This window comes from Lentzea sp. NPDC059081 (genome assembly GCF_042738015.1).
GTDB lineage: Bacteria > Actinomycetota > Actinomycetes > Mycobacteriales > Pseudonocardiaceae > Lentzea.
The window spans coordinates 1-23,430 of sequence record NZ_JBHYGW010000056.1 but is presented as its reverse complement, the minus strand read 5'-3'; the positions used below and the strand labels follow the sequence as shown (position 1 = coordinate 23,430).

Annotated in this window: 27 protein-coding genes; 14 read left to right on the top strand and 13 right to left on the bottom strand. The window is 70.7% G+C overall.

All coding sequences use genetic code 11. The features are described from left to right. Both ACFWV3_RS45435 and ACFWV3_RS45430 read left to right on the top strand, forming a co-directional pair. On the top strand, positions 1-615 hold a 615-nt coding region (locus tag ACFWV3_RS45435), incomplete at its 5' end, for a VWA domain-containing protein (RefSeq protein WP_382420575.1). Beyond that, on the top strand, positions 612-1,937 hold the full coding sequence (locus ACFWV3_RS45430; protein WP_382420573.1) for an extracellular solute-binding protein: 1,326 nt from the start codon (positions 612-614) through the stop codon (positions 1,935-1,937). The genes ACFWV3_RS45435 and ACFWV3_RS45430, both read left to right, overlap by 4 nt. Here ACFWV3_RS45430 and ACFWV3_RS45425 read toward each other — a convergent pair. Genes ACFWV3_RS45425 through fabG form a run of 3 tightly spaced genes read right to left on the bottom strand, consistent with a single transcriptional unit; the run spans position 1,934 to position 4,524 of the window. Continuing rightward, positions 1,934-2,959 carry a ferrochelatase gene (locus ACFWV3_RS45425; protein WP_382420571.1) on the bottom strand — a complete coding sequence of 342 codons (1,026 nt, stop codon included), beginning with the start codon at positions 2,957-2,959 and terminating at the stop codon, positions 1,934-1,936. The two genes, ACFWV3_RS45430 and ACFWV3_RS45425, sit on opposite strands and share 4 nt — an antisense overlap. Positions 2,960-3,011: 52 nt before the next feature. After that, complete coding sequence (gene fabI / locus ACFWV3_RS45420) at positions 3,012-3,779, bottom strand: enoyl-ACP reductase FabI (RefSeq protein ID WP_382420569.1); 768 nt, start codon at positions 3,777-3,779, stop codon at positions 3,012-3,014. Positions 3,780-3,819: 40 nt separating this feature from the next. Continuing rightward, positions 3,820-4,524, bottom strand: coding sequence for a 3-oxoacyl-ACP reductase FabG (gene fabG, locus ACFWV3_RS45415; protein WP_382420567.1), 705 nt, complete (start codon positions 4,522-4,524; stop codon positions 3,820-3,822). A 108-nt stretch (positions 4,525-4,632) separates the two neighbouring features. Between fabG and ACFWV3_RS45410 the strand changes: the two genes are divergently transcribed. Beyond that, on the top strand, positions 4,633-7,209 hold the full coding sequence (locus tag ACFWV3_RS45410; protein ID WP_382420565.1) for an FAD-binding and (Fe-S)-binding domain-containing protein: 2,577 nt from the start codon (positions 4,633-4,635) through the stop codon (positions 7,207-7,209). On the opposite strand, the gene ACFWV3_RS45405 is transcribed toward ACFWV3_RS45410, so the two are convergent. After that, entirely contained in the window at positions 7,206-8,495 is a 1,290-nt protein-coding gene (locus ACFWV3_RS45405) for an MFS transporter (RefSeq protein ID WP_382420563.1), read from the bottom strand. The two genes, ACFWV3_RS45410 and ACFWV3_RS45405, sit on opposite strands and share 4 nt — an antisense overlap. Before the next feature lie 116 nt (positions 8,496-8,611). Between ACFWV3_RS45405 and ACFWV3_RS45400 the strand changes: the two genes are divergently transcribed. Genes ACFWV3_RS45400 through ACFWV3_RS45385 form a run of 4 tightly spaced genes read left to right on the top strand, consistent with a single transcriptional unit; the run spans position 8,612 to position 11,966 of the window. Continuing rightward, on the top strand, positions 8,612-9,271 hold the full coding sequence (locus ACFWV3_RS45400; protein WP_382420561.1) for a response regulator transcription factor: 660 nt from the start codon (positions 8,612-8,614) through the stop codon (positions 9,269-9,271). After that, the gene (locus tag ACFWV3_RS45395; protein ID WP_382420559.1) at positions 9,272-10,576 is read left to right on the top strand and encodes an ATP-binding protein; all 1,305 of its coding nucleotides are present in this window, start codon (positions 9,272-9,274) and stop codon (positions 10,574-10,576) included. Beyond that, on the top strand, positions 10,573-11,436 hold the full coding sequence (locus tag ACFWV3_RS45390; protein WP_382420557.1) for a TAXI family TRAP transporter solute-binding subunit: 864 nt from the start codon (positions 10,573-10,575) through the stop codon (positions 11,434-11,436). Before ACFWV3_RS45395 ends, ACFWV3_RS45390 begins: the two co-directional genes overlap by 4 nt. Next, on the top strand, positions 11,433-11,966 hold the full coding sequence (locus ACFWV3_RS45385) for a dihydrofolate reductase family protein (protein WP_382420555.1): 534 nt from the start codon (positions 11,433-11,435) through the stop codon (positions 11,964-11,966). The genes ACFWV3_RS45390 and ACFWV3_RS45385 overlap by 4 nt, the downstream gene beginning before the upstream one ends. On the opposite strand, the gene ACFWV3_RS45380 is transcribed toward ACFWV3_RS45385, so the two are convergent. The 5 genes from ACFWV3_RS45380 to ACFWV3_RS45360 all read right to left on the bottom strand — a co-directional run bounded on the left by ACFWV3_RS45380 (position 11,963) and on the right by ACFWV3_RS45360 (position 16,191). Then, complete coding sequence (locus ACFWV3_RS45380; RefSeq protein ID WP_382420553.1) at positions 11,963-12,928, bottom strand: VWA domain-containing protein; 966 nt, start codon at positions 12,926-12,928, stop codon at positions 11,963-11,965. The two genes, ACFWV3_RS45385 and ACFWV3_RS45380, sit on opposite strands and share 4 nt — an antisense overlap. Next, positions 12,925-13,806 (bottom strand): DUF58 domain-containing protein, encoded by an 882-nt coding sequence (locus tag ACFWV3_RS45375; RefSeq protein ID WP_382420577.1) that lies wholly within the window; start codon positions 13,804-13,806, stop codon positions 12,925-12,927. Before ACFWV3_RS45375 ends, ACFWV3_RS45380 begins: the two co-directional genes overlap by 4 nt. 62 nt (positions 13,807-13,868) lie before the next feature. Further along, the gene (locus tag ACFWV3_RS45370; protein ID WP_382420551.1) at positions 13,869-14,918 is read right to left on the bottom strand and encodes an AAA family ATPase; all 1,050 of its coding nucleotides are present in this window, start codon (positions 14,916-14,918) and stop codon (positions 13,869-13,871) included. 62 nt (positions 14,919-14,980) lie between these two features. After that, on the bottom strand, positions 14,981-15,511 hold the full coding sequence (locus ACFWV3_RS45365) for a molybdenum cofactor guanylyltransferase (RefSeq protein WP_382420549.1): 531 nt from the start codon (positions 15,509-15,511) through the stop codon (positions 14,981-14,983). After that, positions 15,508-16,191 (bottom strand): TetR/AcrR family transcriptional regulator, encoded by a 684-nt coding sequence (locus tag ACFWV3_RS45360; RefSeq protein WP_382420547.1) that lies wholly within the window; start codon positions 16,189-16,191, stop codon positions 15,508-15,510. Before ACFWV3_RS45360 ends, ACFWV3_RS45365 begins: the two co-directional genes overlap by 4 nt. 77 nt (positions 16,192-16,268) lie before the next feature. Here ACFWV3_RS45360 and ACFWV3_RS45355 point away from each other — a divergent pair, with 77 nt between their 5' ends. Both ACFWV3_RS45355 and ACFWV3_RS45350 read left to right on the top strand, forming a co-directional pair. Then, entirely contained in the window at positions 16,269-17,183 is a 915-nt protein-coding gene (locus ACFWV3_RS45355; protein ID WP_382420545.1) for an ATP-binding cassette domain-containing protein, read from the top strand. After that, entirely contained in the window at positions 17,180-17,923 is a 744-nt protein-coding gene (locus ACFWV3_RS45350) for an ABC transporter permease (protein ID WP_382420543.1), read from the top strand. Before ACFWV3_RS45355 ends, ACFWV3_RS45350 begins: the two co-directional genes overlap by 4 nt. Here the strand turns inward: ACFWV3_RS45350 and ACFWV3_RS45345 are convergent. Next, positions 17,910-18,782, bottom strand: a complete 873-nt coding sequence (locus tag ACFWV3_RS45345; protein ID WP_382420542.1) for an oxidoreductase — start codon at positions 18,780-18,782, stop codon at positions 17,910-17,912. The two genes, ACFWV3_RS45350 and ACFWV3_RS45345, sit on opposite strands and share 14 nt — an antisense overlap. A 27-nt stretch (positions 18,783-18,809) precedes the next feature. Here ACFWV3_RS45345 and ACFWV3_RS45340 point away from each other — a divergent pair, with 27 nt between their 5' ends. The 4 genes from ACFWV3_RS45340 (at position 18,810) to ACFWV3_RS45325 (ending at position 21,260) form a co-directional block, all read left to right on the top strand. After that, on the top strand, positions 18,810-19,151 hold the full coding sequence (locus ACFWV3_RS45340) for a DUF2203 domain-containing protein (protein WP_382420540.1): 342 nt from the start codon (positions 18,810-18,812) through the stop codon (positions 19,149-19,151). Between the two features lie 83 nt (positions 19,152-19,234). Then, positions 19,235-19,783, top strand: a complete 549-nt coding sequence (locus tag ACFWV3_RS45335) for a cysteine hydrolase family protein (RefSeq protein WP_382420538.1) — start codon at positions 19,235-19,237, stop codon at positions 19,781-19,783. Then, the gene (locus ACFWV3_RS45330; protein WP_382420536.1) at positions 19,780-20,682 is read left to right on the top strand and encodes a GlxA family transcriptional regulator; all 903 of its coding nucleotides are present in this window, start codon (positions 19,780-19,782) and stop codon (positions 20,680-20,682) included. Before ACFWV3_RS45335 ends, ACFWV3_RS45330 begins: the two co-directional genes overlap by 4 nt. A gap of 20 nt (positions 20,683-20,702) precedes the next feature. Next, complete coding sequence (locus tag ACFWV3_RS45325; RefSeq protein WP_382420534.1) at positions 20,703-21,260, top strand: isochorismatase family protein; 558 nt, start codon at positions 20,703-20,705, stop codon at positions 21,258-21,260. On the opposite strand, the gene ACFWV3_RS45320 is transcribed toward ACFWV3_RS45325, so the two are convergent. From ACFWV3_RS45320 to ACFWV3_RS45310, 3 genes are read right to left on the bottom strand one after another with little or no spacing between them, the layout of a single operon-like run. Continuing rightward, entirely contained in the window at positions 21,247-21,636 is a 390-nt protein-coding gene (locus tag ACFWV3_RS45320; protein ID WP_382420532.1) for a hypothetical protein, read from the bottom strand. The genes ACFWV3_RS45325 and ACFWV3_RS45320 overlap by 14 nt on opposite strands. After that, positions 21,633-22,274, bottom strand: a complete 642-nt coding sequence (locus ACFWV3_RS45315) for an epimerase (protein ID WP_382420530.1) — start codon at positions 22,272-22,274, stop codon at positions 21,633-21,635. Before ACFWV3_RS45315 ends, ACFWV3_RS45320 begins: the two co-directional genes overlap by 4 nt. After that, positions 22,271-22,804 (bottom strand): TetR/AcrR family transcriptional regulator, encoded by a 534-nt coding sequence (locus ACFWV3_RS45310; protein ID WP_382420528.1) that lies wholly within the window; start codon positions 22,802-22,804, stop codon positions 22,271-22,273. The genes ACFWV3_RS45315 and ACFWV3_RS45310 overlap by 4 nt, the downstream gene beginning before the upstream one ends. A 61-nt stretch (positions 22,805-22,865) precedes the next feature. Here ACFWV3_RS45310 and ACFWV3_RS45305 point away from each other — a divergent pair, with 61 nt between their 5' ends. Continuing rightward, positions 22,866-23,339 (top strand): GNAT family N-acetyltransferase, encoded by a 474-nt coding sequence (locus ACFWV3_RS45305; protein WP_382420526.1) that lies wholly within the window; start codon positions 22,866-22,868, stop codon positions 23,337-23,339. The last annotated feature ends 91 nt before the right edge of the window (positions 23,340-23,430 follow it).

The following is a 23,430-nucleotide window of genomic DNA, read 5'->3' as shown; positions in this document are numbered from 1 at the left end:
GCACCGGGTGACGCGGCGACCACCGAGTTCCTGAAGAGGTACGAACAGGCCAAGAGGGACGGCCGGGTCTGGCTCGCGCTCGACGCGTCCGGCTCGATGGTCGAACCGACGGCCACGGGCGAGACGCGGTTCGCCGTGGCGGTCGAGGGCGTCCGCAAGGCACTCACGCAGATGGGCGCGAAGGACACGTACGGCCTGTCGGTGTTCAACGACGACCAGGTCCGGCAGCTCGTCCCGCTGGGCAGGCGCGACAAGGAGGCCACGACGGCCGCACTGGCCACCGTCCGGCCCTCCGGTGGCACGCCGCTGCACCAGGCGATCATCGACGCCCTCGACCGGATCGGCCCGGACGACGCCGACCACGTCGGAGCGGTGATCGCGCTGACCGACGGTGAGGACACGACGAGCGCGCAGACCCGCCAGGACGTCGTGGACGCGGTGGCGCGCAAGGGCGTTCGCGTGTTCGTGATCGCCGTGGGCGACGCGAGCTGCGCGGCGCACGCGCTGACGTCGATCACGGACGCGTCCGGCGGCGAGTGCCGCGACTCGACGACCGACACGCTCGGCGACGACCTGGCGGCGTTGTTCCGCCGGGTGTGGGGAGGTGTCCGGTGAAGTGGCTGAGACGCACGTGGGCCGCCCTGCCGAGGCTGGGCCCGCCCGGCGTGGTGTGGGCGAACCGGTCGTGGCTCGCGATGGGCGTGGCGATCGGCGTCGTGCTGACGATCCTGTTCACGAGCGGGGTGCAGCCGCTGTTCCGCGAGCCGACCGAGTGGGAGAAGGGCAAGCTCGTCGTGCTCAGCGGCCGCGACCAGAGCGAGGGCGGCCAGCGGCGCGCGTTGATCAACCAGTGGAACGCGGAGCACCCCGAGCAGCCGGCGGAGATCGTCGAGCTGCCGTCGGAGGCGGACGGCCAGCGCAGCGAGATGGTCGCGCGCGCCAGGGAGAAGGCCGACAACGCGGACGTCTTCAACCTCGACGTCACGTGGACCGCCGAGTTCGCGCAGTCCGGTTACCTGCGCCCACTGTCCACCGTGGACACGAGCGGGTTCCTGCGCCGGCCGTTGGAGAGCTGCCGCTACCAGGGCGTGCTGTGGGCGTTGCCGTTCAACACGGACGCGGGTCTTCTCTTCTACCGCAAGGACCTCGTGCAGGAGGAGCCGCTCGGCCTGGACGAGGTCGCCACCACGTCCACGCGCGTGCTGCGGGCCGCGCAGGACGCCCGCCTCACCGCCGGCTACGCGGGCCAGCTCGCTGACTACGAGGGCCTCACGGTCAACGCGCTGGAGCTGATCTGGGCGGAGAAGGGCGACGTGGTCGACGAGTCCGGCAAGGTGGTGATCGACTCCGACCGCACCCGCCGCGCCCTGCGCTGGCTCGCCGACGGCCTCCAGGGCGACAAACCCGTGGTGCTGCCGGAGTCACGCTCCCAGAGCGAGCAGCTGACCACCCAGGCCTTCCGCGACGGCAAGATCGTCTTCATGCGCAACTGGCCGGTCGCCCACCGCACGCTGCAGGGCAACCGCGGCGAGTCGGCCGGCCGTCCCGGCATCGACTTCGAGGTGGCGCAGCTGCCCGGCCCGAGCGTGCTGGGCGGTCAGAACCTCGCCATCTCCGCGAAGTCCACCAAACCCCGCGCCGCCCAGGCCCTGATCGAGTTCCTCACGGGCCCGCGCAGCCAGCAGCTCCTGTTCGAACGCGGAGGCCTCGCCGCCACCCGCGGCATCGTCTACCAGGACAGCCGCGTGGCCACCGAACACCCCTACGCCGCCATCCTGCTGAAGGCGATCGAGGACGCCCGGCTGCGCCCGGTCACGCCGTACTACTCGCGGTTCAGCGACGAGTTCCGCACCGTCGTCCGCTACGCCCTGGACCACGACGGCGCCTTACCTGCCAACGCCGAACAAGCGTTGACGGGCGCGCTGCAAGGACACTAAGCCCGCGCGGGCCTCTTGACCGGCTCGCAGCACAACGGCGCACACGGCGCACCGTTCACCGTGCACCCCGCCGCCGTGAACGACGACAGCTTCCGCACCGGTGCGTCAGAAGTGTGCTCCGCCACCAGCTCCACCACGAGCTCGGCGAAGCGCGGGTCCGCGTTCGGCGTCGCGGCGCGGGCGAACTCCATGCCCAGCTCGGCTGCGCGGTCGCGGGCCTCGGTGTCGAGGTCCCACACCACCTCGAGGTGGTCGGACACGAACCCGATCGGGCACACCACGACACCGGTGACACCCTTGGCGTGCAAGGCGTCGATGTGGTCGACGACGTCCGGCTCCAGCCACGGGATCTGCGGGGGCCCGGACCGCGACTGCCACACGACGTCGTACTCCGTCACGCCCAGCTCGGCCGCGACCAGGCGCGAGGCCTCGACGACCTGGCGCGAGTAGCGGTAGCCGCCCTCGGCGGGCGGGCCGGCGGCCTTGTCGGCGGACACCGGCACCGAGTGCGCGGTGAAGACGAGCCGGTAGGCGCCTTCCAGCGACGCCGCCGCGGCACGGACGCCGTCGGCGAACGCGGCGATGAAGAGCGGGTGGTCGAAGAACTGGCGCAGCTTCACCAGTTCGGGGCCGTCGGGCACGGCCTGCAGCGCGCGGACGATGTCCTCGTCGTACTGCCGGCACGCGGAGTAGCCGCCGTACGCGCTCGTCGGGAAGACCAACGCGCGCCGCACGCCGTCGGCCTTCATCCGCGCGACGGTGTCCTCGACCATGGGGTGCCAGTTGCGGTTGCCGAAGTAGATCGGCAGCTCGAAACCGGTGGCGCGGACGGCCTCGATCGCGTCCTGGTTCAGGCGGTTGATCGGCGACACGCCGCCGAAGTGCTGGTAGTGGGCCTCGACCTCGTCCAGCCGCTCCGGCGGCACGCCACGTCCGCGCACCACGTTCTCGAGAAAGGGGCGGACGTCCTCAGGACCTTCTGGGCCGCCGAACGACAGCCAGAGCAGCGCATCGAAACTCACCGCTCCATCCAATCAGACGCCCGATCGCCCTACACGACGAACACGTGTGACGTCAGAGACCGAGGAAGTGCACGCCGCCGTCGACGAACACCATCGATCCCGTGGTGGCCGGGAACCAGTCGGACAGCAGGCCGCACACCGACTTCGCGACCGGCGTCGGGTCGTCGACGTCCCACGACAGCGGGGCCTTCTCGCCCCACATCTTCTCCAGCTCGCCGAAGCCGGGGATGGACTTCGCGGCCATCGTCCGCACCGGGCCCGCCGAGATGAGGTTCACGCGGATGCCGTCCGGGCCGAGGTCGCGCGCCATGTAGCGGTTGATCGACTCGAACGCCGCCTTCGCCGCGCCCATCCAGTTGTAGGCGGGCCACGCCTGACGGGCGTCGAAGTCGAGGCCGACGACCGACGAGCCGTGCGTCAGCAGCGGGCGCACGGCCTGCACCAGCGCCTTGTACGAGAACGCCGACACGTGCATCGCGACGGACACGTCCTCCCACGGCGCGTCCATGAACGGCGCACCGAGGCAGCTCTGCGGCGCGAAGCCGATGGCGTGCACGACGCCGTCGAGGCCGTCGACGTGCTCACGGACGCGGTCGGCCAGCGTGTCCAGGTGCTCCTGGTTCTGCACGTCCAGCTCGACGACGGGCGCGGGCTTGGGCAGGCGCTGGGCGATGCGCTGCACGAGGCTCATCCGGCCGAACCCGGTCAGCACGACCTCGGCGCCCTGCTCCTGGGCGACGCGTGCGACGTGGAAGGCGATCGACGCGTCGGTGATCACACCGGTGATCAGCAGTCGCTTGCCCTCGAGCAGTCCGGTCACTTGATCCAACCCTTTCCCAGAACGAACAAGAACGGAAACTTCAGTGGCCCATGCCGAGGCCGCCGTCGACCGGCAGCACGGCACCGTTGATGTAGCCCGACTCGGTCGCCGCGAGGAACGTGACGGCGCGCGCGATCTCGTCCGCCGCGCCGTACCGGCCGGCGGGGATCTGCTTCAGCGCGGCCTCGCGGACGGCCTCGGGCAGCTCGTTCGTCATGTCCGTGGTGATGAACCCCGGCGAGACGACGTTGGCCGTGATGTTGCGCGAGCCCAGCTCCAGCGCGATCGAGCGCGCCATGCCGACCATGCCCGCCTTGGACGCGGCGTAGTTGACCTGGCCGGCGCCACCGGTGAGGCCCACGACCGACGAGATGAAGACGATGCGGCCGAACTTCTTGCGCAGCATGCCGCGGGAGGCGCGCTGGGCGAACCGGAACGCGCCGGTCAGGTTCGCGTCCACGACCTGCGTGAACTGCTCCTCGCTCATGCGCAGCAGCAGCGTGTCCTGCGTGATGCCGGCGTTGCAGACGAGCACCTCGACGGGACCGTGGGCGGCCTCGACCTCGCTGAACGCGGCGTCGATCTCCGCGGAGCTCGTCACGTCGCACTTCACGCCGAGCAGGCCTTCTGGCGCGCCGGACCCGCGGTGCGTCACCGCGACCTTGTCGCCCTGCGCCGCGAACGCCTGCGCGATGGCGAGGCCGATGCCGCGGTTGCCTCCGGTGACCAGAACGGACCGACTCACTAGCTCTCCTGAGAATCGCTGCTGGTTGACCGGGTGAGGTTATCGGCTACCGGCAGGTAGTCCGGCATCGGCGGAGCCATGTCACATCCAGGCGGGCATGATCGGGTGATGCGGGCCTTTCTCGACCACCTCCGCCGCGACGTGGACGGCGACGTCCTGGACGACCCGGCGAGCCGCGCCCTGTACTCGGCGGACGCGTCGAACTACCGGCACGTGCCGCGGGTCGTCGTCCGTCCACGCACGACGGACGCCGTGGCCGCGGCCGTCGCGCTGGCGGCGGAGCACGGCGTGCCGATCACCAGCCGGGGCGCGGGGACGTCCATCGCGGGCAACGCGTGCGGCACCGGCCTGGTGATCGACTTCAGCCGGTACCTGACCGCGTTCGAGATCTCCGGCGACCGGGCGTTCGCACAGCCGGGCGCGGTGCTCGACAAGATCAACGCCAGTGCCGGCGAGTACCTGTTCGGACCCGACCCGTCCACGCACTCGCGCTGCACGATCGGCGGGATGATCGGCAACAACGCGTGCGGCGCGCACTCGGTCCGGTGGGGCAAGACCAGTGAGAACGTCGCGAACCTGCGGGTCCTGACCGTCGACGGCCGCACGTTCGACACCACGAACCCGCCTGAGCTCGCCCTGCCGTCCTACGACCCGGCGTGGTTTCCGCAGCTCAGCCGCAGGGTCAGCGGGTACGCGCTGGACGCCCCGACGCTGACCCAGCAGCTGGTCGGCACCGAGGGCACCTGCGTGGTGCTGCTGGGGGCGGAGCTGAAGCTGGTGCGCCGGCCGGAGCGCCGCGTGCTCGTCGTGCTCGGCTTCGCGGACACCTACGAGGCCGCCGACCAGGTCACCCAGATCGAGGACGCGCTCGCGATCGAGGGCCTGAACGAGTCGCTGGTGCACAGCGTGCGGACCCGCCCCGACCTGCCGGACGGCCGGAGCTGGCTGTTCGTCGAGGTCGAGGACCACCCCGAACGGGTCGCCGCCCTCACGAGGAACTCGATGGTCATCCACGACCCGGCGCACCAGCGGGCGCTGTGGCGGATCCGCGAGGACGGCGCCGGGCTCGCCACCCGCATGGCCGACGGCAGCGAGGCGTGGTCGGGCTGGGAGGACGCGGCCGTCCCGCCGGAACGCCTCGGCGCCTACCTGCGCGAGTTCGACCAGCTGCTGAGCGGGCACGGCCGCCGCGGCATCACCTACGGCCACTACGGCGAGGGCTGCATCCACGTCCGCGTCGACTTCGACCTGGCGCACGGCTACCGCGAGTTCCTCCAGGAGGCCGCCGACCTGGTCGTGAGCCACGGCGGGAGCCTGTCCGGGGAGCACGGCGACGGCCAGGCTCGGTCCGAGCTGCTCGGTCGCATGTACCCGCCGGCGGCCATCAAGGCGTTCCAGGAGTTCAAGCACGCGTTCGACCCGCGCAACCTGCTCAACCCCGGCCGGATCGTGGAACCGGCGAAGCTCGACGACGACCTGCGGGTCCTGGTCGCTCCCCCGAGGATCCCGACGAGGGCGGAGTTCGCGAGCGACACACGGCGGTGCGTCGGCGTCGGCAAGTGCCTGAACACCCACGGCGGCGTGATGTGCCCGAGCTACCGCGTGACCCGCGAGGAGAAGCACTCCACCCGCGGCCGCGCGCACGTGCTGTTCGAGATGCTCGCGGGGGACGTGATCAAGGACGGCTGGCGGTCGTCCGAGGTGGCGGAGGCGCTCGACCTGTGCCTGGGCTGCAAGGGGTGCAAGCGCGACTGCCCCGTCGACGTCGACATGGCGAGCTACAAGGCGGAGTTCCTGCACGAGCACCACAAGGGCAGGCTGCGGCCGCGGTCGCACTACACGATGGGCTGGCTGCCGACGTGGCTGAAGTACGGCCTGGTCAACCGGTTCACGGCGAAGCTCGGCAGGCTCGCCGGGATCACCCCGCAGCGCGACCTGCCCGTCCCGGTCACTCCCCTGGTCCGCCAGCTGCACCCGCTCGGCGAGGGCGACCCGGTGCTACTGTTCCCCGACACGTTCACGAACTTCTTCGAGCCGGGCATCGGTCTCGACGCCGCCAACGTGCTGGCACGTCTGGGAAACCGGGTCGAGGTCCCGTCGGCGAACGTCTGCTGTGGACTGACGTGGCACTCGACCGGCCAGCTCCCGAAGGCCCGCCGGGTGGTCGAACGGACCGCGCGGGCGCTGCACCCGTGGACGAAGCAGGGCATCCCGGTGATCGGTCTCGAACCGAGCTGCACGGCGTTCCTGCGCGTCGAGGCCCCGAAGCTGTCGGACGACCCGGCCGTGCACGCGCTGGCCAAGGCCACCCGCACGTTCGCCGAGCACGTCGCGCCGCGGCTGCCGGAGCTGGAGGGCGGCAGGGACGCCGTCGTGCAGACCCACTGCCACCAGTACGCGGAGCTGGGCTTCGACCAGGACCGGGCGGCGATGGCGAAGGCCGGTCTGCGGCCGAAGGTGGTCGAGGGCTGCTGCGGCCTGGCCGGCAACTTCGGCTTCGAGCGCGGGCACTACGACGTGTCGATCGCGGTCGCGGAGCAGGACCTGCTGCCGGCGTTGCGGGCCGACGAGGACGCGCTGGTCATCGCCGACGGCATCAGCTGCCGCACGCAGATCCGCCACACGACCGACCGCGAACCGGTGCACCTGGCGTCCGTGCTCGCGGCCAGGCTCGAGGACCGCTAGCCGCGGTCCAGCACCGAGTCCTTCGACGTCTCGCGCATGAACCCGTAGACCAGCAACGAGATCAGCACGCACCCGGCGACGTAGTAGTAGAAGACCGGTTCCATGCCGGCCTGCTTGAACCACAACGCCACGTACTCGGCCGTGCCACCGAAGATCGCCACGGTCAGCGCGTACGGCAGGCCGACGCCCAGCGCGCGGATGTTCGTCGGGAACAGCTCGGCCTTCACGATCGCGTTGATCGACGTGTAGCCGGTGACGATCACCAGCCCGCCGAGCATCAGCAGGAACGCCGGGAACGCCTCGGAGGTCCTCGCGAGCATCGTCAGCAGCGGCACGGTGGCCAGCGTGCCGAGCACGCCGAACCCGAGCAGCAGCGGACGGCGGCCGATCCGGTCGGACAACGCCCCGGCGACGGGCTGCAGCACCACGAACACCAGCAGCGCGGCGAAGTTGATCCAGCTGACCGTCGCGGCGTCGATCTTGCTGGTGTTCACCATGAACTTCTGCAGGTAGGTCGTGTACGTGTAGAACGCGACCGTGCCGCCCAGCGTCAGGCCCACGACGAGCAGGCACTCCTTGGGGTGCTTCAGCAACGCCTTGAACGTGCCCTTCTCCTGCCCGGCGGCCTGCTTCGCGAAGTTCTCCGACTCGTCCATGCCGCGGCGCAGCCACATCACGACGATCGCGCCGGTCGCGCCGATCACGAACGCGATCCGCCAGCCCCACGAGGTCATCTCGGGCTTGGACAGGAACTGCTGCAGGACGATCTGCACGCCGAGCGCGATGAGCTGCCCTGCCGTCAACGTCACGTACTGGAAGCTGGAGTAGAACCCGCGACGCGCCGGAGAGGCCACTTCGGACAGATAGGTCGCCGACGTCGCGTACTCCCCGCCGACCGACAGCCCCTGCAACAACCGCGCCAGCACCAGCAGAACCGGCGCCGCCACACCGATGGACGCGTACGACGGCGTCAGCGCGATGATCAGCGACCCGAACGCCATCAACGTGACCGACAACGTCAGCGCGGCCCTGCGTCCGCGACGGTCGGCGTAACGACCGAGCAGCCAGCCGCCCAGCGGCCGCATGAGGAAGCCGACCGCGAACACGGCGGCGGTGTTGAGCAGTTGCGCGGTCTGGTCGCCCTTGGGGAAGAACGCCGCGGCGAAGTAGATGCTGAACGCGGTGTAGGCGTACCAGTCGTACCACTCGATGAGATTCCCGACCGACCCGCGCAGCACGTTCGCCACCACACGGCGCTCGCTGCTCTTCTCCTGAACGACTGTCATGGCAGCCACCATCACGGTGGCCCGGCACCCGTCACAACCTGGGCAGAGGCTTCTTTACAGTCACTTAGGCGCGTCGCCACACGCCGGAAACGGTCCTGTGGGGCGATACTGCTCCCATGCGGGTGCTGTTGGTCGAGGACGACGACGGTGTCGCCGACGCCCTGGTGGAAGCGCTGCGGGCGAACGGCCACCGGCCCGCCCGCGTGCGCCGGGGTGCCGACGCGCTGATCGCCCACCGCGACGCCGACGTGGTGCTGCTCGACCTCGGCCTGCCCGACCAGGACGGGCTGGAGGTGCTGCGCAAGCTCCGCAGGATCGACCCGGTGCCGGTGCTCGTGCTGACGGCGCGCGGCGACGAGCGCACGGTGGTCAGGGGGTTGCGGCTCGGCGCGGACGACTACCTGGTCAAGCCGGTGCGGCTGGCCGAGCTGCTGGCCCGCATCGACGCGGTGGCGCGGCGGAGCGCGGCCCGGTCGCAGGAGAGCGGCGACCTCGTGCGGGTGTCCGATGTGGAGATCGACCTGCAGTCGCGGCAGGTCGTGGTCGGCGGGCGGGAGATCTCGTTGACCACCAAGGAGTTCGACGTGCTGGCGGTGCTGGCGCGACGGCCCGGCACGGCGGTGAGCCGGCAGCAGCTGATGGACGAGGTGTGGGGCAACGCGTTCGTGGCGGTGTCGCGGACGCTCGACGTGCACCTCACCCAGTTGCGGGCGAAGCTCGACCGGCCGGGGCTGCTGCACACGATCCGCGGTTTCGGCTACCGGCTCGGTGAGTAGATGCGGCAACGGCTGCTGTTGGTGCTGCTGCTCTTCTCGCTCTCGGCCGTGACCGCGTTCGCGTTCCCGTTGCTGATGAGCACGGCGTCGGAGCGCACCCAGCAGTTCGTGATCAGCCGCACGGCCGACCTCGACCGCTTCGCCACGCTGCCGGTCGACGTCGTGGTGTCCGAGGCGCAGCGGTACGCCGAGGTCTACGGCGAGGAGGTCGTGGTCGTCGACGCGTCCGGCGCGCCCGTCGTCGAGTCGGGTATGACGGTCGCCGACGTGTCCGCGCAGATCGACGCCGCACTGCGCAACCAACCGGCCGCGCCCGTGCCGACGGTGATGCCCTGGAGCGGTGGCGACGTGCTCTTCGCCCGGCCCGTCGGCACCGGCACGAAAGTCGCGGGCGCCGTGGTGCTGCGGGCGTCGACGCAGGTCGCGGCACTGGACGTCGCGCAACGGTGGGCGTTGGTGCTGGCGGGCGCGTTGCTCGCGGCGTGTGCGTGCGTGTTGCTGGCACTGGTCGTGTCGCGGTGGTTGATCAGGCCGCTCAAGGAGCTGGACCGCGGTGTGCGGGCGGTCGCGGAGGGGCAACGGCGCACACACGTCGCCGACACCGCCGGACCGGCGGAGCTGCGGGCGTTGTCCGAGTCGTTCAACCGCATGTCCGACGCCGTGGCCGAGGCCGCCGACCAGCAACGACGGCTGATCGCCGACGCCTCGCACCAGCTGCGCAACCCCATGGCGGCGCTGCGGCTGCGGGTCGACATGCTGCCGCGCAACGGGTCCCTGCTCACCGAGGTCGAACGGCTGGAGTCGTTGCTGGACGGCCTGCTGGCCCTCGCGTCGGCCGAGAGCACCGCCACCGAACGCGCGGCCGGCGGCGTCGAACCCGAGCTCGCCGACCTGCAGGTGGTGGCGCACGACCGGGTCGACGCGTGGCGTGCGGCGGCCCAGGCCCGTGACGTCACGATCACCGTCGACGACCGGGCGCCCGGACTGGTCCGGTGCGCGGTCTCGGACCTCGCGCAGGTGCTGGACGTGGTGCTGGACAACGCCATCAAGTACGGCGGCACCGAGGTCGTCGTGGTGTGCGACCGCTCGACGCTGACCGTGCGGGACAACGGACCCGGTCTGTCCGAAATGGACATCGCGCGGGCGACGGAGCGGTTCTGGCGCGGTGACGACTCGCAGCGGGGAACGGGCCTCGGGCTGGCGATCGCGGAGAGGATCGTGACGGCGCACGGCGGCACGCTCGCCTTCCACACCGACGGCGGACTCGTGGTCACCGTCGCACTGCCGAAGGAGCCGCTCCTGTGAGGCGGCGGACGTTCCTCCTCGGCGCCCTCGCCCTCACCGCCTGCGGGGTCAGCGAACCCAGCGGCACCCTCCGCATCGCGGGCGGCGAGCCCGGCGGCTTCTACAACGACTTCGCCGCCCTGCTCTCCCGCCTGGCCACCAGCCCGTTGACGATCACCCCGCTCCAGACGGGTGGCAGCGCCGACAACCTCCAGCACCTCCGCCAAGGCACCGCCGACCTCGCGCTGACGTTGAGCGACAGCGCGCACATGGAGTCCGGCCTGGTCGCCCTGGGCCGTGTCTACGAGAACTATTTACAGCTCGTGGTGTTGCAGGGCTCGCCGTACCAGTCCGCAGCCGATCTGATCGGCAAACCGGTGTCGCTCGGCGCGGCCGGTTCCGGTGCGGCGCTGCAAGGCGCACGGCTCGCGTTGGGCGTGCGGGAAGAGCACTATCCGTTGCGCAACGCCGTCGACGCGGTGAAGGCCGGCGAGATCGCGGGACTGCTGTGGTCCGGCGGGGTCCCGACCCCGGAGCTCGACAAGGCCGGCGGCATCCGGCTCCTGCCGCTCGACACGTTCCTGCCGAGGCTGCGCCAGGACTACGGCAAGGTCTACGAACGGGTCGAGATCCGCACGGGCGTCTACGGCTCGCCGGTCGACGTCCCCACGATCGGCACGCCGAACCTGCTGGTGTGCCGGCCGGACATGAGCGACGACTACGCGGGCGCCGTCGTGCGGCTGCTCGTGGGCAAGGCGGCGCAGCTCGTGCCGCAGCAAGCGCTGGGCACCCAGTACCTCGACGTGCGCAGCCTGATCGACACGGGCAAGGTGCCGCTGCACCCCGGTGCGGCGGCCGAGTACCGGAGGTTGCACGGATGATCATCACGATGGCGTCGATCTCGCTGGACGGGTTCGTGGAGGGACCCGGCCACGACATCAGCTGGCACGTCGTCGACGACGAGCTGCACGAGCACTTCAACGCCGGGCTGGCGAGGATGAGCAGGTTCATCGACGGCCGCCGCAGCCACGAGACGATGCTGGAAGCCTGGCCGCACACCGGCTCCCACCCCGAGTGGCCGCGGCCGATGCACGACTTCGGCCGGATCTGGCGGGACATGCCGAAGATCGTCTACTCGCGGACGCTCGACACCACCGAGTGGAACACCACCGTCCTGCGCGAGGTCGTGCCGGACGAGATCAGGGCCTGGCCCGGTGACAGCATGGTCGGCGGCGCGCAGCTGGTCGGCACGTTCTTCGAGCACGACCTGATCGACGAGGTGCGGCTCTACCTCAACCCGGTCGCGCTCGGCGACGGCACGCCGTTCTTCACGAAGCCGAAAGCCCTGGCGCTCAGGAGCACCAGGGCTTTCGGGACGGGCGTGGTGGAGCTGGTCTACGGGAGGCCCTAGGGAAGTCTCTGACCGAGCAACAAGGCCGCGGCGGCCGCGATCATCGTCGTGATGGTGCCGAGCAGCAGCCACGGCTTCGACGCGTCCGCCTGCTTCTTCTCGTACCCGATCTGCTCGCCGAGCGTGTCGTAGACGCGACGCAGCTCCTCGGCGGAGGCGGCCTTGAAGAACTCGCCGCCGGAGATCTTCGCGATCTCCTTCATCGAGTCGTCGTCGACGGGCACGGACTGCTGGCGGCCCTCGATGTCGACCACGCCGTCCTCGGTGCCGAACGAGATCGTGGAGATCGGGATCCCGGCCTTCTTCGCGTCCTCGGCCGCGTCGAACGCCTTGCGGGTGCCGACCGTCTCCTTGCCGTCCGTCATCAGCACGATGCGGGCGGGTGGCGGGCCCTCGGCGCCGCCGACGACCTTGCCGAACGAGTCGATCGACGCCATCGCGGCCACCAGCGCGTCACCGGTCGCGGTCGACTGGGCGAGCTTGAGCCCGTCGATCGACTGGCTGACCGCAGCCCGGTCCGTCGTCGGCGCGACCAGCACCGTGGCGGAGCCGGCGAACGAGATCAGGCCCAGGTTGATGCCCGGCGTGAGGCCCTCGGTGAACGACTTCGCGGCCGTCTGCGCCGCCTCCAGCCGGGACGGCTTGATGTCCGTGGCCTTCATCGACAGCGACACGTCGACCACGAGCATCACGGTGGCCCGGTTGCGCGGCACGCGTTGCTCGGAGGTCGGCCCGGCCAGGGCGACCGTCAGCAACGCGAGCGCCGCCAGCAGGAACGCCGCCGGGACGTGCCGCGACCAGCGTTCCCGCTTGGGCGCGACCTTCTCCAGCAGCTCCAGGTTCGTGAACCGCAGCACCCGCTTGCGCCGCATCCGCTGCACGACGACGTACCCGGCGCCGAGCAGCGCCACGGCGACCAGCAGCAGGAACCACCACGGGGCGACGAAGTTCGAAAAGCTCATGCGACACCCCCGGACCAGCGGCGCTTGCGCGCCACCACGAAACGGACCGTGTCCGCGATCCAGTCGGAGTCGGTCCGCAGCACCAGGTGCCCGGCGCCTGCACGCCGCAGCCCCGCCGCCACCTCGGCCCGGTGTTCCGCGGCCGCGGCGTTGAACTCCTTGCGCAGCAACGCGGACGCGGTGACCTCGCGCTGCCGGCCGCTCTCCGGGTCGGACAGCACGACGGTGCCGACCTCGGGCAGGTCGACGTCACGCGGGTCGACGATCTCGATGGCGACGATGTCGTGCCGGGCGGACAGCGCGCGCAACGGCCGCTGCCACTCCATGCCGCCGAGGAAGTCGGAGAGCACCACGATCAGGCCACGCCGGCGCGGGGGCCTGCGCAGCTGCTCCAGCAGCGCGGCCAGGTCGCCGCGCGTGCCCTCGGGCGCCCGGTCGATCTCGGCGATCTTGCGGATCATGCCCCGCGCGTGCGCCAGGCCGCCGCGGGCCGGGATGCGGACGTTCTCCGCGCCCGTCGAGACCGCGGCGCCGATCCGGTTGCCACCGCCGCGCGTCAGGTGCGCGACCGCGGCCGTCGCGGCGATGACCAGGTCGCGCTTCTCGCAGGCCGCGGTGCCGAAGTCGAGCGACGGCGACAGGTCGATCGCGAGCCACGTCTCCAGCTCGCGGTCGGCGACCGTCTCGCGGATGTGCGGGATCGTCGTGCGCGCCGTGACCGCCCAGTCCATCCGGCGCACGTCGTCACCGGGCTGGTAGGTGCGCGCCTCGCCCGGTTCGGTGCCCGGCCCCGGCACGAGGCCGAGGTGGTTGCCCTGCAGCAGACCGTCGAGGCGGCGCCGGACGTCGAGCTCCAGCATGCGGAGCGCGGCTTCCATCCGGACACCCCGCAGGACGGGCGGCGCCCACGACGGACGCTCGTCGGCTTTGTCCTTGGGGCTCACGGCCTACCAGCCGGAACCGGCTGCTGCGGACGGGCAGACACCTGCGGCAACGGCACGATCTGCAGCACGCGGGTGATGATGTGGTCGATCGGCACGCCGTCGGCCAGCGCGTCGTACGAGAGCACGAGCCGGTGGCGCAGCACGTCCGGAACGACGTCCACGACGTCCTGCGGCAGCACGTAGTCGCGGCCGCGGACCAGCGCGAGACCGCGGGCGGCGGCGATGATGCCGAGCGACGCACGCGGCGAGGCACCGTAGGCGACCCAGCCGGCGACATCGGTGAGGCCGTGCTCACCGGGTGCGCGGGTCGCGATCACGAGCCGCACCACGTAGTCGACGAGCGCGTGGTGGACGAAGACGCGCGACGCCACGCCCTGCAGGCGCACCAGCTCCTCCGGCGAGAGGACCTGGTTCGGCGTGGGCGCCTCGACACCCATGCGGTAGACGATCTCGCGCTCTTCCTCGGCCGTGGGGTACTCGACCTGGATCTTGAACAGGAACCGGTCGCGCTGCGCCTCCGGCAGCGGGTACACGCCCTCGTTCTCGATCGGGTTCTGCGTCGCCAGCACGAGGAACGGGTTCGGCATCGGGAAGGTCTTGCCGCCGATGGACACGTGCCGCTCGGCCATGACCTCGAGCATCGCCGACTGCACCTTGGCGGGCGCGCGGTTGATCTCGTCGGCGAGCACGAAGTTCGCGACGACGGGGCCGAGCTCGACGTCGAACGCCTCGCTGGACTGGCGGTAGATGCGGGTGCCGAGGATGTCGGCGGGCACCAGGTCGGGCGTGAACTGCACGCGCGAGAACGAGCCGCCGACCACGCGGGCGAACGTCTCGACGGCGAGCGTCTTCGCGACACCCGGCACACCTTCGAGCAGCAGATGGCCCTTGGCCAGCAGACCCACGAGCATCCGCTCGACGAGCCGGTCCTGGCCGACGATCACCCGCTTCACCTCGAACACGGTGCGTTCGAGCAGCTGGGCGTCACGAGCCGGGGTGACGGGCGCCGATGCGTTCGGCGTTGCCTCGGCGGCGGGCTCGGTCACGTGCGGGCCTCCATGCGGAACAGGGTTTTACCGATCGTGGAACAGTCTTACTCCCCGCCTGTTCAACCGCTGTGAAGGGTGTCCAGGTCGGAGGGCGTGTCGACGTCGCGCGCCTCGCCGGGCAGCGCGGGCACCTCGACGGGGTCCAGCCGCAGCAGAGTCCTGCGCAACGGCTGGTCCCGTGGATCTTCGGGGAGGGCTTCGCGCAGGTCAGCGGCGTTCCAGCAGCCGATCAGCCACTGCACCCTGTCGTCCTTGAGCACGGCGTTCGCGCCCGCGTTCCGCAGCCGCCCGATCGTGTCCTCAGTGATGCCGGGCTGGTCGACGGCGAGGACGACGACCCACTCCTCGGTGATCTTCGCGAGGCCGGCGGCCAGCCCGGCGAGCGGTCCGCCACCGGGTGGGTCCTCCCGGGCCCAGACGACGCCAGGAACGTCCTTCTCCGGCCCCACAACGACTTTGGTGCTTGCATCATCCACAACCGACAGCACGTGGTCGAGCAGTGTCGCTTCCCGAAAGGACAGTGCGGCCTTGTCGACGCCGCCGAGCCGCTCGCCCCTGCCACCGGTGAGGATGATCGCCGCGTACGTCACGCGCGCCGTCCGATGTGGGCCGCGACGCCCTCGAGGAACAGCTGCAGCCCGAAGTCGAACTCGGCCTGCACGTCCTGCGCGGCGAAGAGGTCATCCAGGTCGAACACGCCGGCCGCGACGATCTTCGCCAGCGACGGCATGCGGCGCGGGTCGACGAGCTCGCGCAGCCGTTGCCCGTAGTCGCGGCCGAACGCGGCGGGGTTGTCCTCGAAGCCGCGGGTGAGCGTGCTGGTGAGCTTCGCCTCGCCGTGGACGAAGGTCATCAGGCCCATCACGATGCCGACCTTCTCCCCCGCCTCGAGCGGGACGCCCTCGAGCGCGCTCAGGCCGCTGTCGAACCAGGCGAGGCTCCTCGGCCCCGTCGGTGGGCCGCTGATCGGGATCTGGAGGAACCACGGCCGCTTCCCGACGGCCACGAGCACGGCCTTCGCCCAGAACCCGAGCCGCTCGCGCCAGTCGCCGTCCGGCAGCGTGGGCGGGTCGTCCATGGCGGCGTCGCCCATCAACGCGAGCAGCTCGTCCTTGCTCTTCACGTGCCGGTAGAGGGCCATCGTGGCGTTGCCCAGCTCTTGCGCGACGCGGGCCATCGACACGGCGGCGAGCCCTTCGGCGTCCGCGACCGCGATGGCGGCCCGCGTGATGTCGGCGGCGTCGATGGCCGGCTTGCGCCCCCTCTTCATCCCCCTAGTCAAACAGATGCGTATGCCATACGCTAATTCAGGTTTTGCGTATGAGGTACGCATAAAAGGGGGTTCCGATGATCGTCGAGACAACGGGTCTGACGAAGAGGTACGGCTCGCACACGGTGCTGAACGGGCTGGACCTGGAGGTCGAGGAGGGGTCGGTGCTCGCGCTGCTCGGCCCGAACGGGGCGGGCAAGACGACCGCGATCCGCATCCTGAGCACGCTGACCAGGCCCGACGGCGGTTCGGCCCGCGTGTGCGGGCACGACGTGGTCCGGGATGGCGCCGCCGTGCGCGAGGTGATCAGCCTGACCGGGCAGTACGCGGCCGTGGACGAGGAGCAGACCGGGCGCGAGAACCTGGTCATGATCGCGCGGTTGCGCCGTTCCAGCAGGTCAGCGGCACGCGCACGGGCGTCGGAACTGCTGGAGCGGTTCGGTCTGACCGACGCGGCGGACCGGCGCGTGCGGACGTACTCCGGCGGCATGCGGCGACGCCTGGACCTCGCGATGAGCCTGGTGGCGAAGCCGCGGCTGCTGTTCCTCGACGAGCCGACCACCGGCCTCGACCCGATGAGCCGCTCGACGATGTGGGACGCGATCGGCGACCTGGTGCGCGACGGGGTGACGATCCTGCTCACCACCCAGTACCTGGAGGAGGCCGACCGCCTGGCCGGCCGGATCGTGGTGCTGCACCACGGGGATGTCGTCGCGGACGGCACCGCGGACGCGTTGAAGAGCTCGGTCGGCGGCACCCGCCTCGACCTGGTCTTCGAGACCACCGAGGACGCCCGGCGGGCCCAGTCCGTGGTCGGCGGGGTCGTCGACGGACCGACGGTGCGCGTGCCGTCCGACGGGAGCGCCCTGCACCTGCACCGGGTGCTGGACGACCTGCGCGTGGCACGGGTGGGCGCGGTGCGGGTGTCCGCGCACCGCCCGACGCTCGACGACGTCTTCACCTCGCTGGTGCTCCAGGGAGTGGCCGCATGACCACCTCGCTCACCCTGGTCGGCCGCAGCGTCCGGCTGAGCCGCCGCAACCTCGACACCCTGATCATGGCGATCGTGCTGCCGGTGCTGATGATGGCGTTGTTCGTCTACGTCTTCGGCGGCGCGCTCCGGCACGTCGAGTCCTATGTGGACTACGTGGTGCCCGGCATCCTCGTGCTGTGCACCGGGTACGGCGCCACCTCCACCGCGATGTCCGTCGCCGACGACATGCGGAAGGGGGTGGTCGACCGGTTCCGCTCCATGCCGATCAGCAGCTTCGCCGTGCTGACCGGTCACGTCACGGCGTCGGTCGCGCGCAACGCCGTTGCCACGTTCGCGGTGGTGCTGGTGGCGTTGCTGATGGGTTTCCGCCCGTCGGCGTCGTTCGTGGACTGGGTGCTGGCGATGGGGCTGCTGCTGCTCTACGTGCTCGCGCTGTCCTGGCTCGCGGCCGGTTTCGGCGTGATCGCGCGAACCGTCGAGTCGGCGAGCCTGCTCAGTTTCGGCATGCTCTTCCTGCCGTACCTGAGCAGCGCGTTCGTGCCCGTCGAGACGATGCCGGCGGTGCTGCGGATCGTCAGCGAGCACCAGCCGATCACGCCGGTGATCGAGACCGTGCGGGCCCTGCTCGTGCCGGCCCCGGTCACCTCCGGCTGGCTCGCGCTCGCGTGGGCGGGCGGCCTGCTGGTGGTGGCGTTCGGCTGGGCCACGTGGCTGTTCCGGCGGATCAGCTCCCGCTGAGGTGCAGGGCGTCGAGGCGGGTGAGCTCCTCGGGGGTGAGCCGCAGGTCGCCCGCCTCGACGTTCTGCCGCAGGTGCTCGGGGTCGCCGGTGCCGGGGATGACGAGCACGTGCGGTCCCCTGGCGAGCGTCCACGCCAGCCGGACCTGGGCGGCCGAGGCGCCGTGCGCGCGGGCGATCTCGGTGACCTCGTCGTCCTCGGCCGACGTCCCCGCCTCCTGGTTGGCGCCCGCGAGCGCGAAGAACGGCACGAACGCGACGCCGCGCTCCCCGCAGACGCCGAGGAAGTCGTCCTGCTCGGGGTGGTGGCCGAGCCCGTAGGGGTTCTGCACGCACACGACCGGCGCGACCTTCTGCGCCTGGTCGAGGTGGTGCGGCTTGACGTTGGACAGCCCGAGGTGCCGGACCAGCCCCTGCCTCTGCAACTCGGCCAGCGCCTCGAAGTGGTTCGTCACGTCGTCGAGCCCGCTGATCCGCAGGTTGACCACGTCGAGGTGGTCGCGCCCGAGCTGCCGCAGGTTCTCCTCGACCTGGCCGCGGAGCTGGTGGGGCCTGGCGAGCGGCAGCCACTCCCCCTGCGGCGTGCGGCCGGGCCCGACCTTGGTGACGATCACGAGGTCCTCGGGGTACGGCGCGAGCGCGCTGTTGATCAGCTCGTTGGCCGACCGCGTGGCGGAGAAGTAGAACGCGGCCGTGTCGACGTGGTCGACACCGAGCTCGACGGCCTTCCGCAGCACCGCGACCGCCTCCTCACGCCCGCGCGGCGTCGCATGCGGGTCGAACGCCGTCCCGTGCTGCGGCAGGCGCATCGCACCGAAGCCGATCCGGTTCACGGTGAGGTCACCCAGTAGCCACGTCACCCGTGCCACTGTGCCAGCCTTGGAGCCGTGGGACTGTTCACCCTCGACGAGGCACAGGCCGAGCTGGCGCGCCTGCTGCCGACGCTGACCGAGATCGTGCGCCTGCGCGCCGACGCCGCCGAGCTGGCCGCGGGAGGCTCACCGCTGGGCGGCCTGCCGGAGTTCAAGGCGGTGCAGGCCAGGCTGGACGACCTGATGCACTCGGTGCAGCAGACCGGCGCGGAGCTGAAGGGCCTCGCCCCGCTGCTGGTCGACTTCCCGTCCGAGCGGGACGGTGTGCCGGTGCTGCTGTGCTGGCTGGAGGGCGACCGCGAGCTGGGCTGGTACCACCGCTCGGACCTGGGGTTCGCGGGGCGCCGCCCGCTCTGATCTCGCCGCGGTGACCGGATCCGTCCGCTCCCCGTCCTGCCCGTGCCTGTCCCCGCTCCCCGCACCCGGCGAGGCTGGACGGCATGAAGCGAGCATTGATCGTCATCGACGTCCAGGAGTCGTTCCGGCAGCGCCCCAGCTGGGCCGAGGTGTCGAACCCGGACGTCGTCGGCCAGGTGAACCGGCTGGTCGACCTGGCCCGCGACAACGGTGACCTCGTCGTGTGGGTGCTGCACTCCGAGCCCGGCACCGGCGGTGTGTTCGACCCCGCGGGCGGGCACGTCCGGCTGATCGACGGGCTCAAACCGCTCGACGACGAGCAGGTGCTGACCAAGACCTCGCACAACGCGTTCACCACGACGAACCTGCAGCAGACGCTGACGCAGCACGGTGTGCGGGAGCTGCTCGTCAGCGGCATCCGGACCGAGCAGTGCTGCGAGACGACGACGCGCGTGGGGTCCGATCTCGGGTTCGACATGACGTTCGTGACGGACGCGACCGCCACCATGCCGTTGCCGCACTGGCGGACCGGGAAGGTCCTGGGCGTCGAGGAGATCATCGAGCGGACCGAGTACGTCCTGGCCGGCCGGTTCGCGCGGATCTCGGACGTCGCTACGCTGACCGGATCGTGACCAGAGTCGTCTTCCTGCTCGTACCGGGAGTGCACCTGCTCGACCTCGCGGGGCCGGCGCAGGTGTTCTCCAGTGCTGCCGACCTCGTGGACGGCTACGAGCTGTCGTACGTGGGCGACATGGAGACCGTGCTCAGTCATCAGGGCGTGCCGTTGGGTGCCTCTCGTGAGCTGCCGCCTCTCGAGAAGGACGACCTCGTGTTCGTGCCGGGGTGGCGGTCGCCGAAGATCGCCGGAACCGGACACCTGAGCGAGCGCGCGTTGGCGTGGTTGCGCGCGCACCACGACAACGGTGGCACGGTCGCGAGTGTGTGTGCCGGTGCGGATGCGTTGGGGCGCGCCGGTTTGCTCGATGGTCACAGGTGCACCACGCACCACGAACTGCAGGACGAGCTCGAACGGCGCTACCCCGCCGCACGGGTCGTGCGTGACGTTCTGTTCGTGGAGGACGACAGGGTGGTGACGTCCGCGGGCATCGCGAGCGGTATCGACCTGGCGTTGCATCTCGTCGCCGTGCGCCACGGACCTGTTGTGGCAGCGGCGATCGCACGCACGATGGTCGTCTACGCGCGCAGGAACGGCGACGACCAGCAGGCGAGCGTGCTGCTGCGGCACCGGTCGCACGTCAACGAGACCGTGCACCGCGTTCAGGACGTCATCGAGTCACGACTGGCCGACCGGCTTTCGTTGGCAGAACTCGCAATGCTCGCCGGGTGCAGCGAACGGACCGTGACCCGGCTGTTCGGCCGTGCGACGGGCATGACTCCGTTGAAGTACCAGCAGGCGTTGCGCGTGGAACGGGCCGAGCACCTGATCGGTCAAGGCGCCACGGTCGAGACGGCGGCACGAAGAGTGGGCTTCGAGGACGCCCGGATGTTGCGCCGCCTGCGTTCTCGCTGAACCGGGCTTAAGCTGCCCGCGTGACAACTCTGGCGAACCGTCCCAACACCGCGCTGCTCGTGATCGACGTGCAGAACGGCGTGGTGAACAACGCCCACAACCGCGACGAGGTCGTGTCCAACGTCGCCACCCTCGTGGACAAGGCGCGCGCGGCCGGCGTCGACGTCGTGTGGGTGCAGCACAGCAACGCCGAGCACATGCCCAAGGAGTCCGACGACTGGCAGTTCGTGTCCGAGCTGAAGGTCGCCGACGGCGAGCCCGTGGTGCACAAGACCTACGCCGACTCGTTCGAGGCCACCGACCTCGAGGAGGTGCTGGCGGGCAAGGGGGTCGGCAGTCTCGTCGTGTCCGGCGCGCAGACCGACGAGTGCATCCGCTCGACGCTGCACGGCGCGATCGTCCGCGGCTACGACGCCCTGCTGGTGAGCGACGCGCACACGACCGAGGACCTGTCGGAGTGGGGCGCGCCCACCCCAGACATGGTCGTCGCGCACACCAACCTCTACTGGGAGAACCACACGGCGCCGGGCCGCACCGCCGGTGTCGTCAAGACCGAGGACGCGTTCAGGCCCGCGTGAGCAGGTGCCGGCTGGGGCTGTAGTCGATCTTCCAGTCCTCGTAGACGCCGCACAGGCCGCACGCGAGGCACCGCAGCCCGACCGTCACCCACCGCACCTCGCCGTCCGGGCGGCACGACAGACCGAGGGCGGCGGCGAACTCCTCGCCGCCGCACGTGCACGCGCACTCCTCGGCGTCGTCCTCGTCCCAGAACTCGTCCGAGTCCGCGATGAACTCCTTCAGACCACACCCGAGGCACGTGCGGCGCATCGCCTGTTCGTCGGTCATCTGCACCTCGAACGTCCTGCCACCGCACCCGGCGCACACGGACTCCACGACGTGCGTGACCTCGTACCCGTCCTCCTGGTACTCGCGGATGGCCTCGTCGAGCGTCATCCCGCCACCCGGTTGATCTCGTCGCTGCGCAGCACCCGGTCCGCGTGCGCGCCCTTGGCCAGCGCGACCATCGCCCTGCCGAGCCGGTCGGTGCTCGTGACGAACTTCGGCGCCACCTTCGCGAGCACCGGGAACAGCCACGACGACCACGAGTAGACGTACCGGTAGATGCGCGTGCGCGACTGGATCCCGTGCTGCGGCTGGATGAACCCGGGCCGCACCACGAACACCGGGCGTTCCAACGCCAGCAGCTCGTTCTCCGTGCGTCCCTTCACACGGGCCCACATCGTCTTGCTCTCGGCGTCGGCACCTTCACCCGACACGTACACATACGTGCCACCAACAACACGCGCCGCCTCGAGCGCGTAGTCGTGCGTCACCGGCGTGTACTCGGCCTCGCTCAACCCGGCCGACGTCAGGCCCATGCAGTAGAAGCACGCGTCCGCATCAGCCAGTTCGCCGGCGATCGGCGACAGGTCACCGAAGTCGGCGTGCACGACGTGCCGCAGCTTCGGGTCGCTGACGGCCAGCGGCGACCGTCCCACGGTGACAACGGACCCGACCTCGGGGTCGAGCAGGCACTCCCGCAACGCGCCCTGGCCGACCATGCCCGACGCGCCGAACACCACGATCTTCACGACGCAAAACTAGCCTTCACCGCCGCGGTGACGCGCTCGACGTCCCCGGTCGCCAGCAGATCGAGCAACGCGCCCCGCAACAACGCGAGGTCCCGAGTCCGCTCGGCCAGCCCCGCGGCACTGTCGCGCAGGTCCTCGGCCTGGGAGGTCCGAAGCACCTCCAGCCAGTCCTCCACCGTGGCCCGCGCGAACCCGGCCCACGCCCCCTCGGGCTCGACGAGCGACCGCGCGTACGCCTCCAGCCACAACGTCAGCAGCGGCCGATGCGCGGGCGCCGCCAGCCAGTGCCACAACCGCACCGCGACCCCCGGCCCGCCCCCGATGTCTCCGAGCAGCTCCAGCTCCTCGGCCCGCGCCCGCGCCAGCAACGCCCTGACCAGCCCGTCCTTGCTGCCGAACAGGTAGAGCAGCACCCGCGTGCTCGACCCGATGGCCGCCGCCAGCGGCCGCAACGACACGTCGGCCAGCCCGTGCGCGAGCACGTACCGGTAGGCAGCTTCGAGGAGCTCGGTCTCCCGTGCGGACGGCATGGCGCTAGTGTCGCATCACTGAAACAGTCGTGTCAGTGACGTCGTGCCAGTGGAGGTCCCCATGCGCATCCGCCCTCTGGACCAGCCCGGTGACCTGGGCTGGGTCGTGCAGGCACACGGCGAGCTCTACGCCGCCGAGCTCGGCTGGGACGCGTCGTTCGAGGCGATGGTCGCCAAGATCGTCGGCGACTACGCGGCCGGCCACTCCGACCGGGAGGCGGCCTGGATCGCCGAACTCGACGGTGCCCGCGTCGGCTGCATCTTCTGCGTCCGCGAATCCGACACGACCGCAAAGCTGCGCGTGTTGTTGGTGCACCCCAACGCGCGTGGACACGGCGCAGGCGGCAAGCTCGTCGACACGTGCATCGCGTTCGCCCGTCAGGCCGGCTACGCGCGCATGGCGTTGTGGACGGTCGACGGCCTGCTCTCGGCGAGGAAGATCTACGAGGCGAACGGGTTCGAACTGGTCGAGGAGACCCCCGAGCACAGCTTCGGCCACGACGTCATCGGCCAACTCTGGGCCCGCGACCTCTAGCTGTACTGACCGGAGAGGTTGGGAACGCGGCTGGCGGGTGGCTGGCCTTTGAGTGCGGTGTGTCCGCGGTGGTGATTGTAGGTGTGCAGCC

Excerpts from the sequence above, each read along its gene's own strand:
- ACFWV3_RS45410 (WP_382420565.1), top strand. The coding sequence starts at position 4,633 with ATGCGGGCCTTTCTCGACCACCTCCGCCGCGACGTGGACGGCGACGTC.
- ACFWV3_RS45405 (WP_382420563.1), bottom strand. The coding sequence starts at position 8,495 with ATGACAGTCGTTCAGGAGAAGAGCAGCGAGCGCCGTGTGGTGGCGAAC.
- ACFWV3_RS45400 (WP_382420561.1), top strand. The coding sequence starts at position 8,612 with ATGCGGGTGCTGTTGGTCGAGGACGACGACGGTGTCGCCGACGCCCTG.
- ACFWV3_RS45395 (WP_382420559.1), top strand. The coding sequence starts at position 9,272 with ATGCGGCAACGGCTGCTGTTGGTGCTGCTGCTCTTCTCGCTCTCGGCC.
- ACFWV3_RS45385 (WP_382420555.1), top strand. The coding sequence starts at position 11,433 with ATGATCATCACGATGGCGTCGATCTCGCTGGACGGGTTCGTGGAGGGA.
- ACFWV3_RS45380 (WP_382420553.1), bottom strand. The coding sequence starts at position 12,928 with ATGAGCTTTTCGAACTTCGTCGCCCCGTGGTGGTTCCTGCTGCTGGTC.
- ACFWV3_RS45375 (WP_382420577.1), bottom strand. The coding sequence starts at position 13,806 with ATGGAAGCCGCGCTCCGCATGCTGGAGCTCGACGTCCGGCGCCGCCTC.
- ACFWV3_RS45360 (WP_382420547.1), bottom strand. The coding sequence starts at position 16,191 with ATGAAGAGGGGGCGCAAGCCGGCCATCGACGCCGCCGACATCACGCGG.
- ACFWV3_RS45355 (WP_382420545.1), top strand. The coding sequence starts at position 16,269 with ATGATCGTCGAGACAACGGGTCTGACGAAGAGGTACGGCTCGCACACG.
- ACFWV3_RS45350 (WP_382420543.1), top strand. The coding sequence starts at position 17,180 with ATGACCACCTCGCTCACCCTGGTCGGCCGCAGCGTCCGGCTGAGCCGC.
- ACFWV3_RS45335 (WP_382420538.1), top strand. The coding sequence starts at position 19,235 with ATGAAGCGAGCATTGATCGTCATCGACGTCCAGGAGTCGTTCCGGCAG.
- ACFWV3_RS45320 (WP_382420532.1), bottom strand. The coding sequence starts at position 21,636 with ATGACGCTCGACGAGGCCATCCGCGAGTACCAGGAGGACGGGTACGAG.
- ACFWV3_RS45310 (WP_382420528.1), bottom strand. The coding sequence starts at position 22,804 with ATGCCGTCCGCACGGGAGACCGAGCTCCTCGAAGCTGCCTACCGGTAC.
- ACFWV3_RS45305 (WP_382420526.1), top strand. The coding sequence starts at position 22,866 with ATGCGCATCCGCCCTCTGGACCAGCCCGGTGACCTGGGCTGGGTCGTG.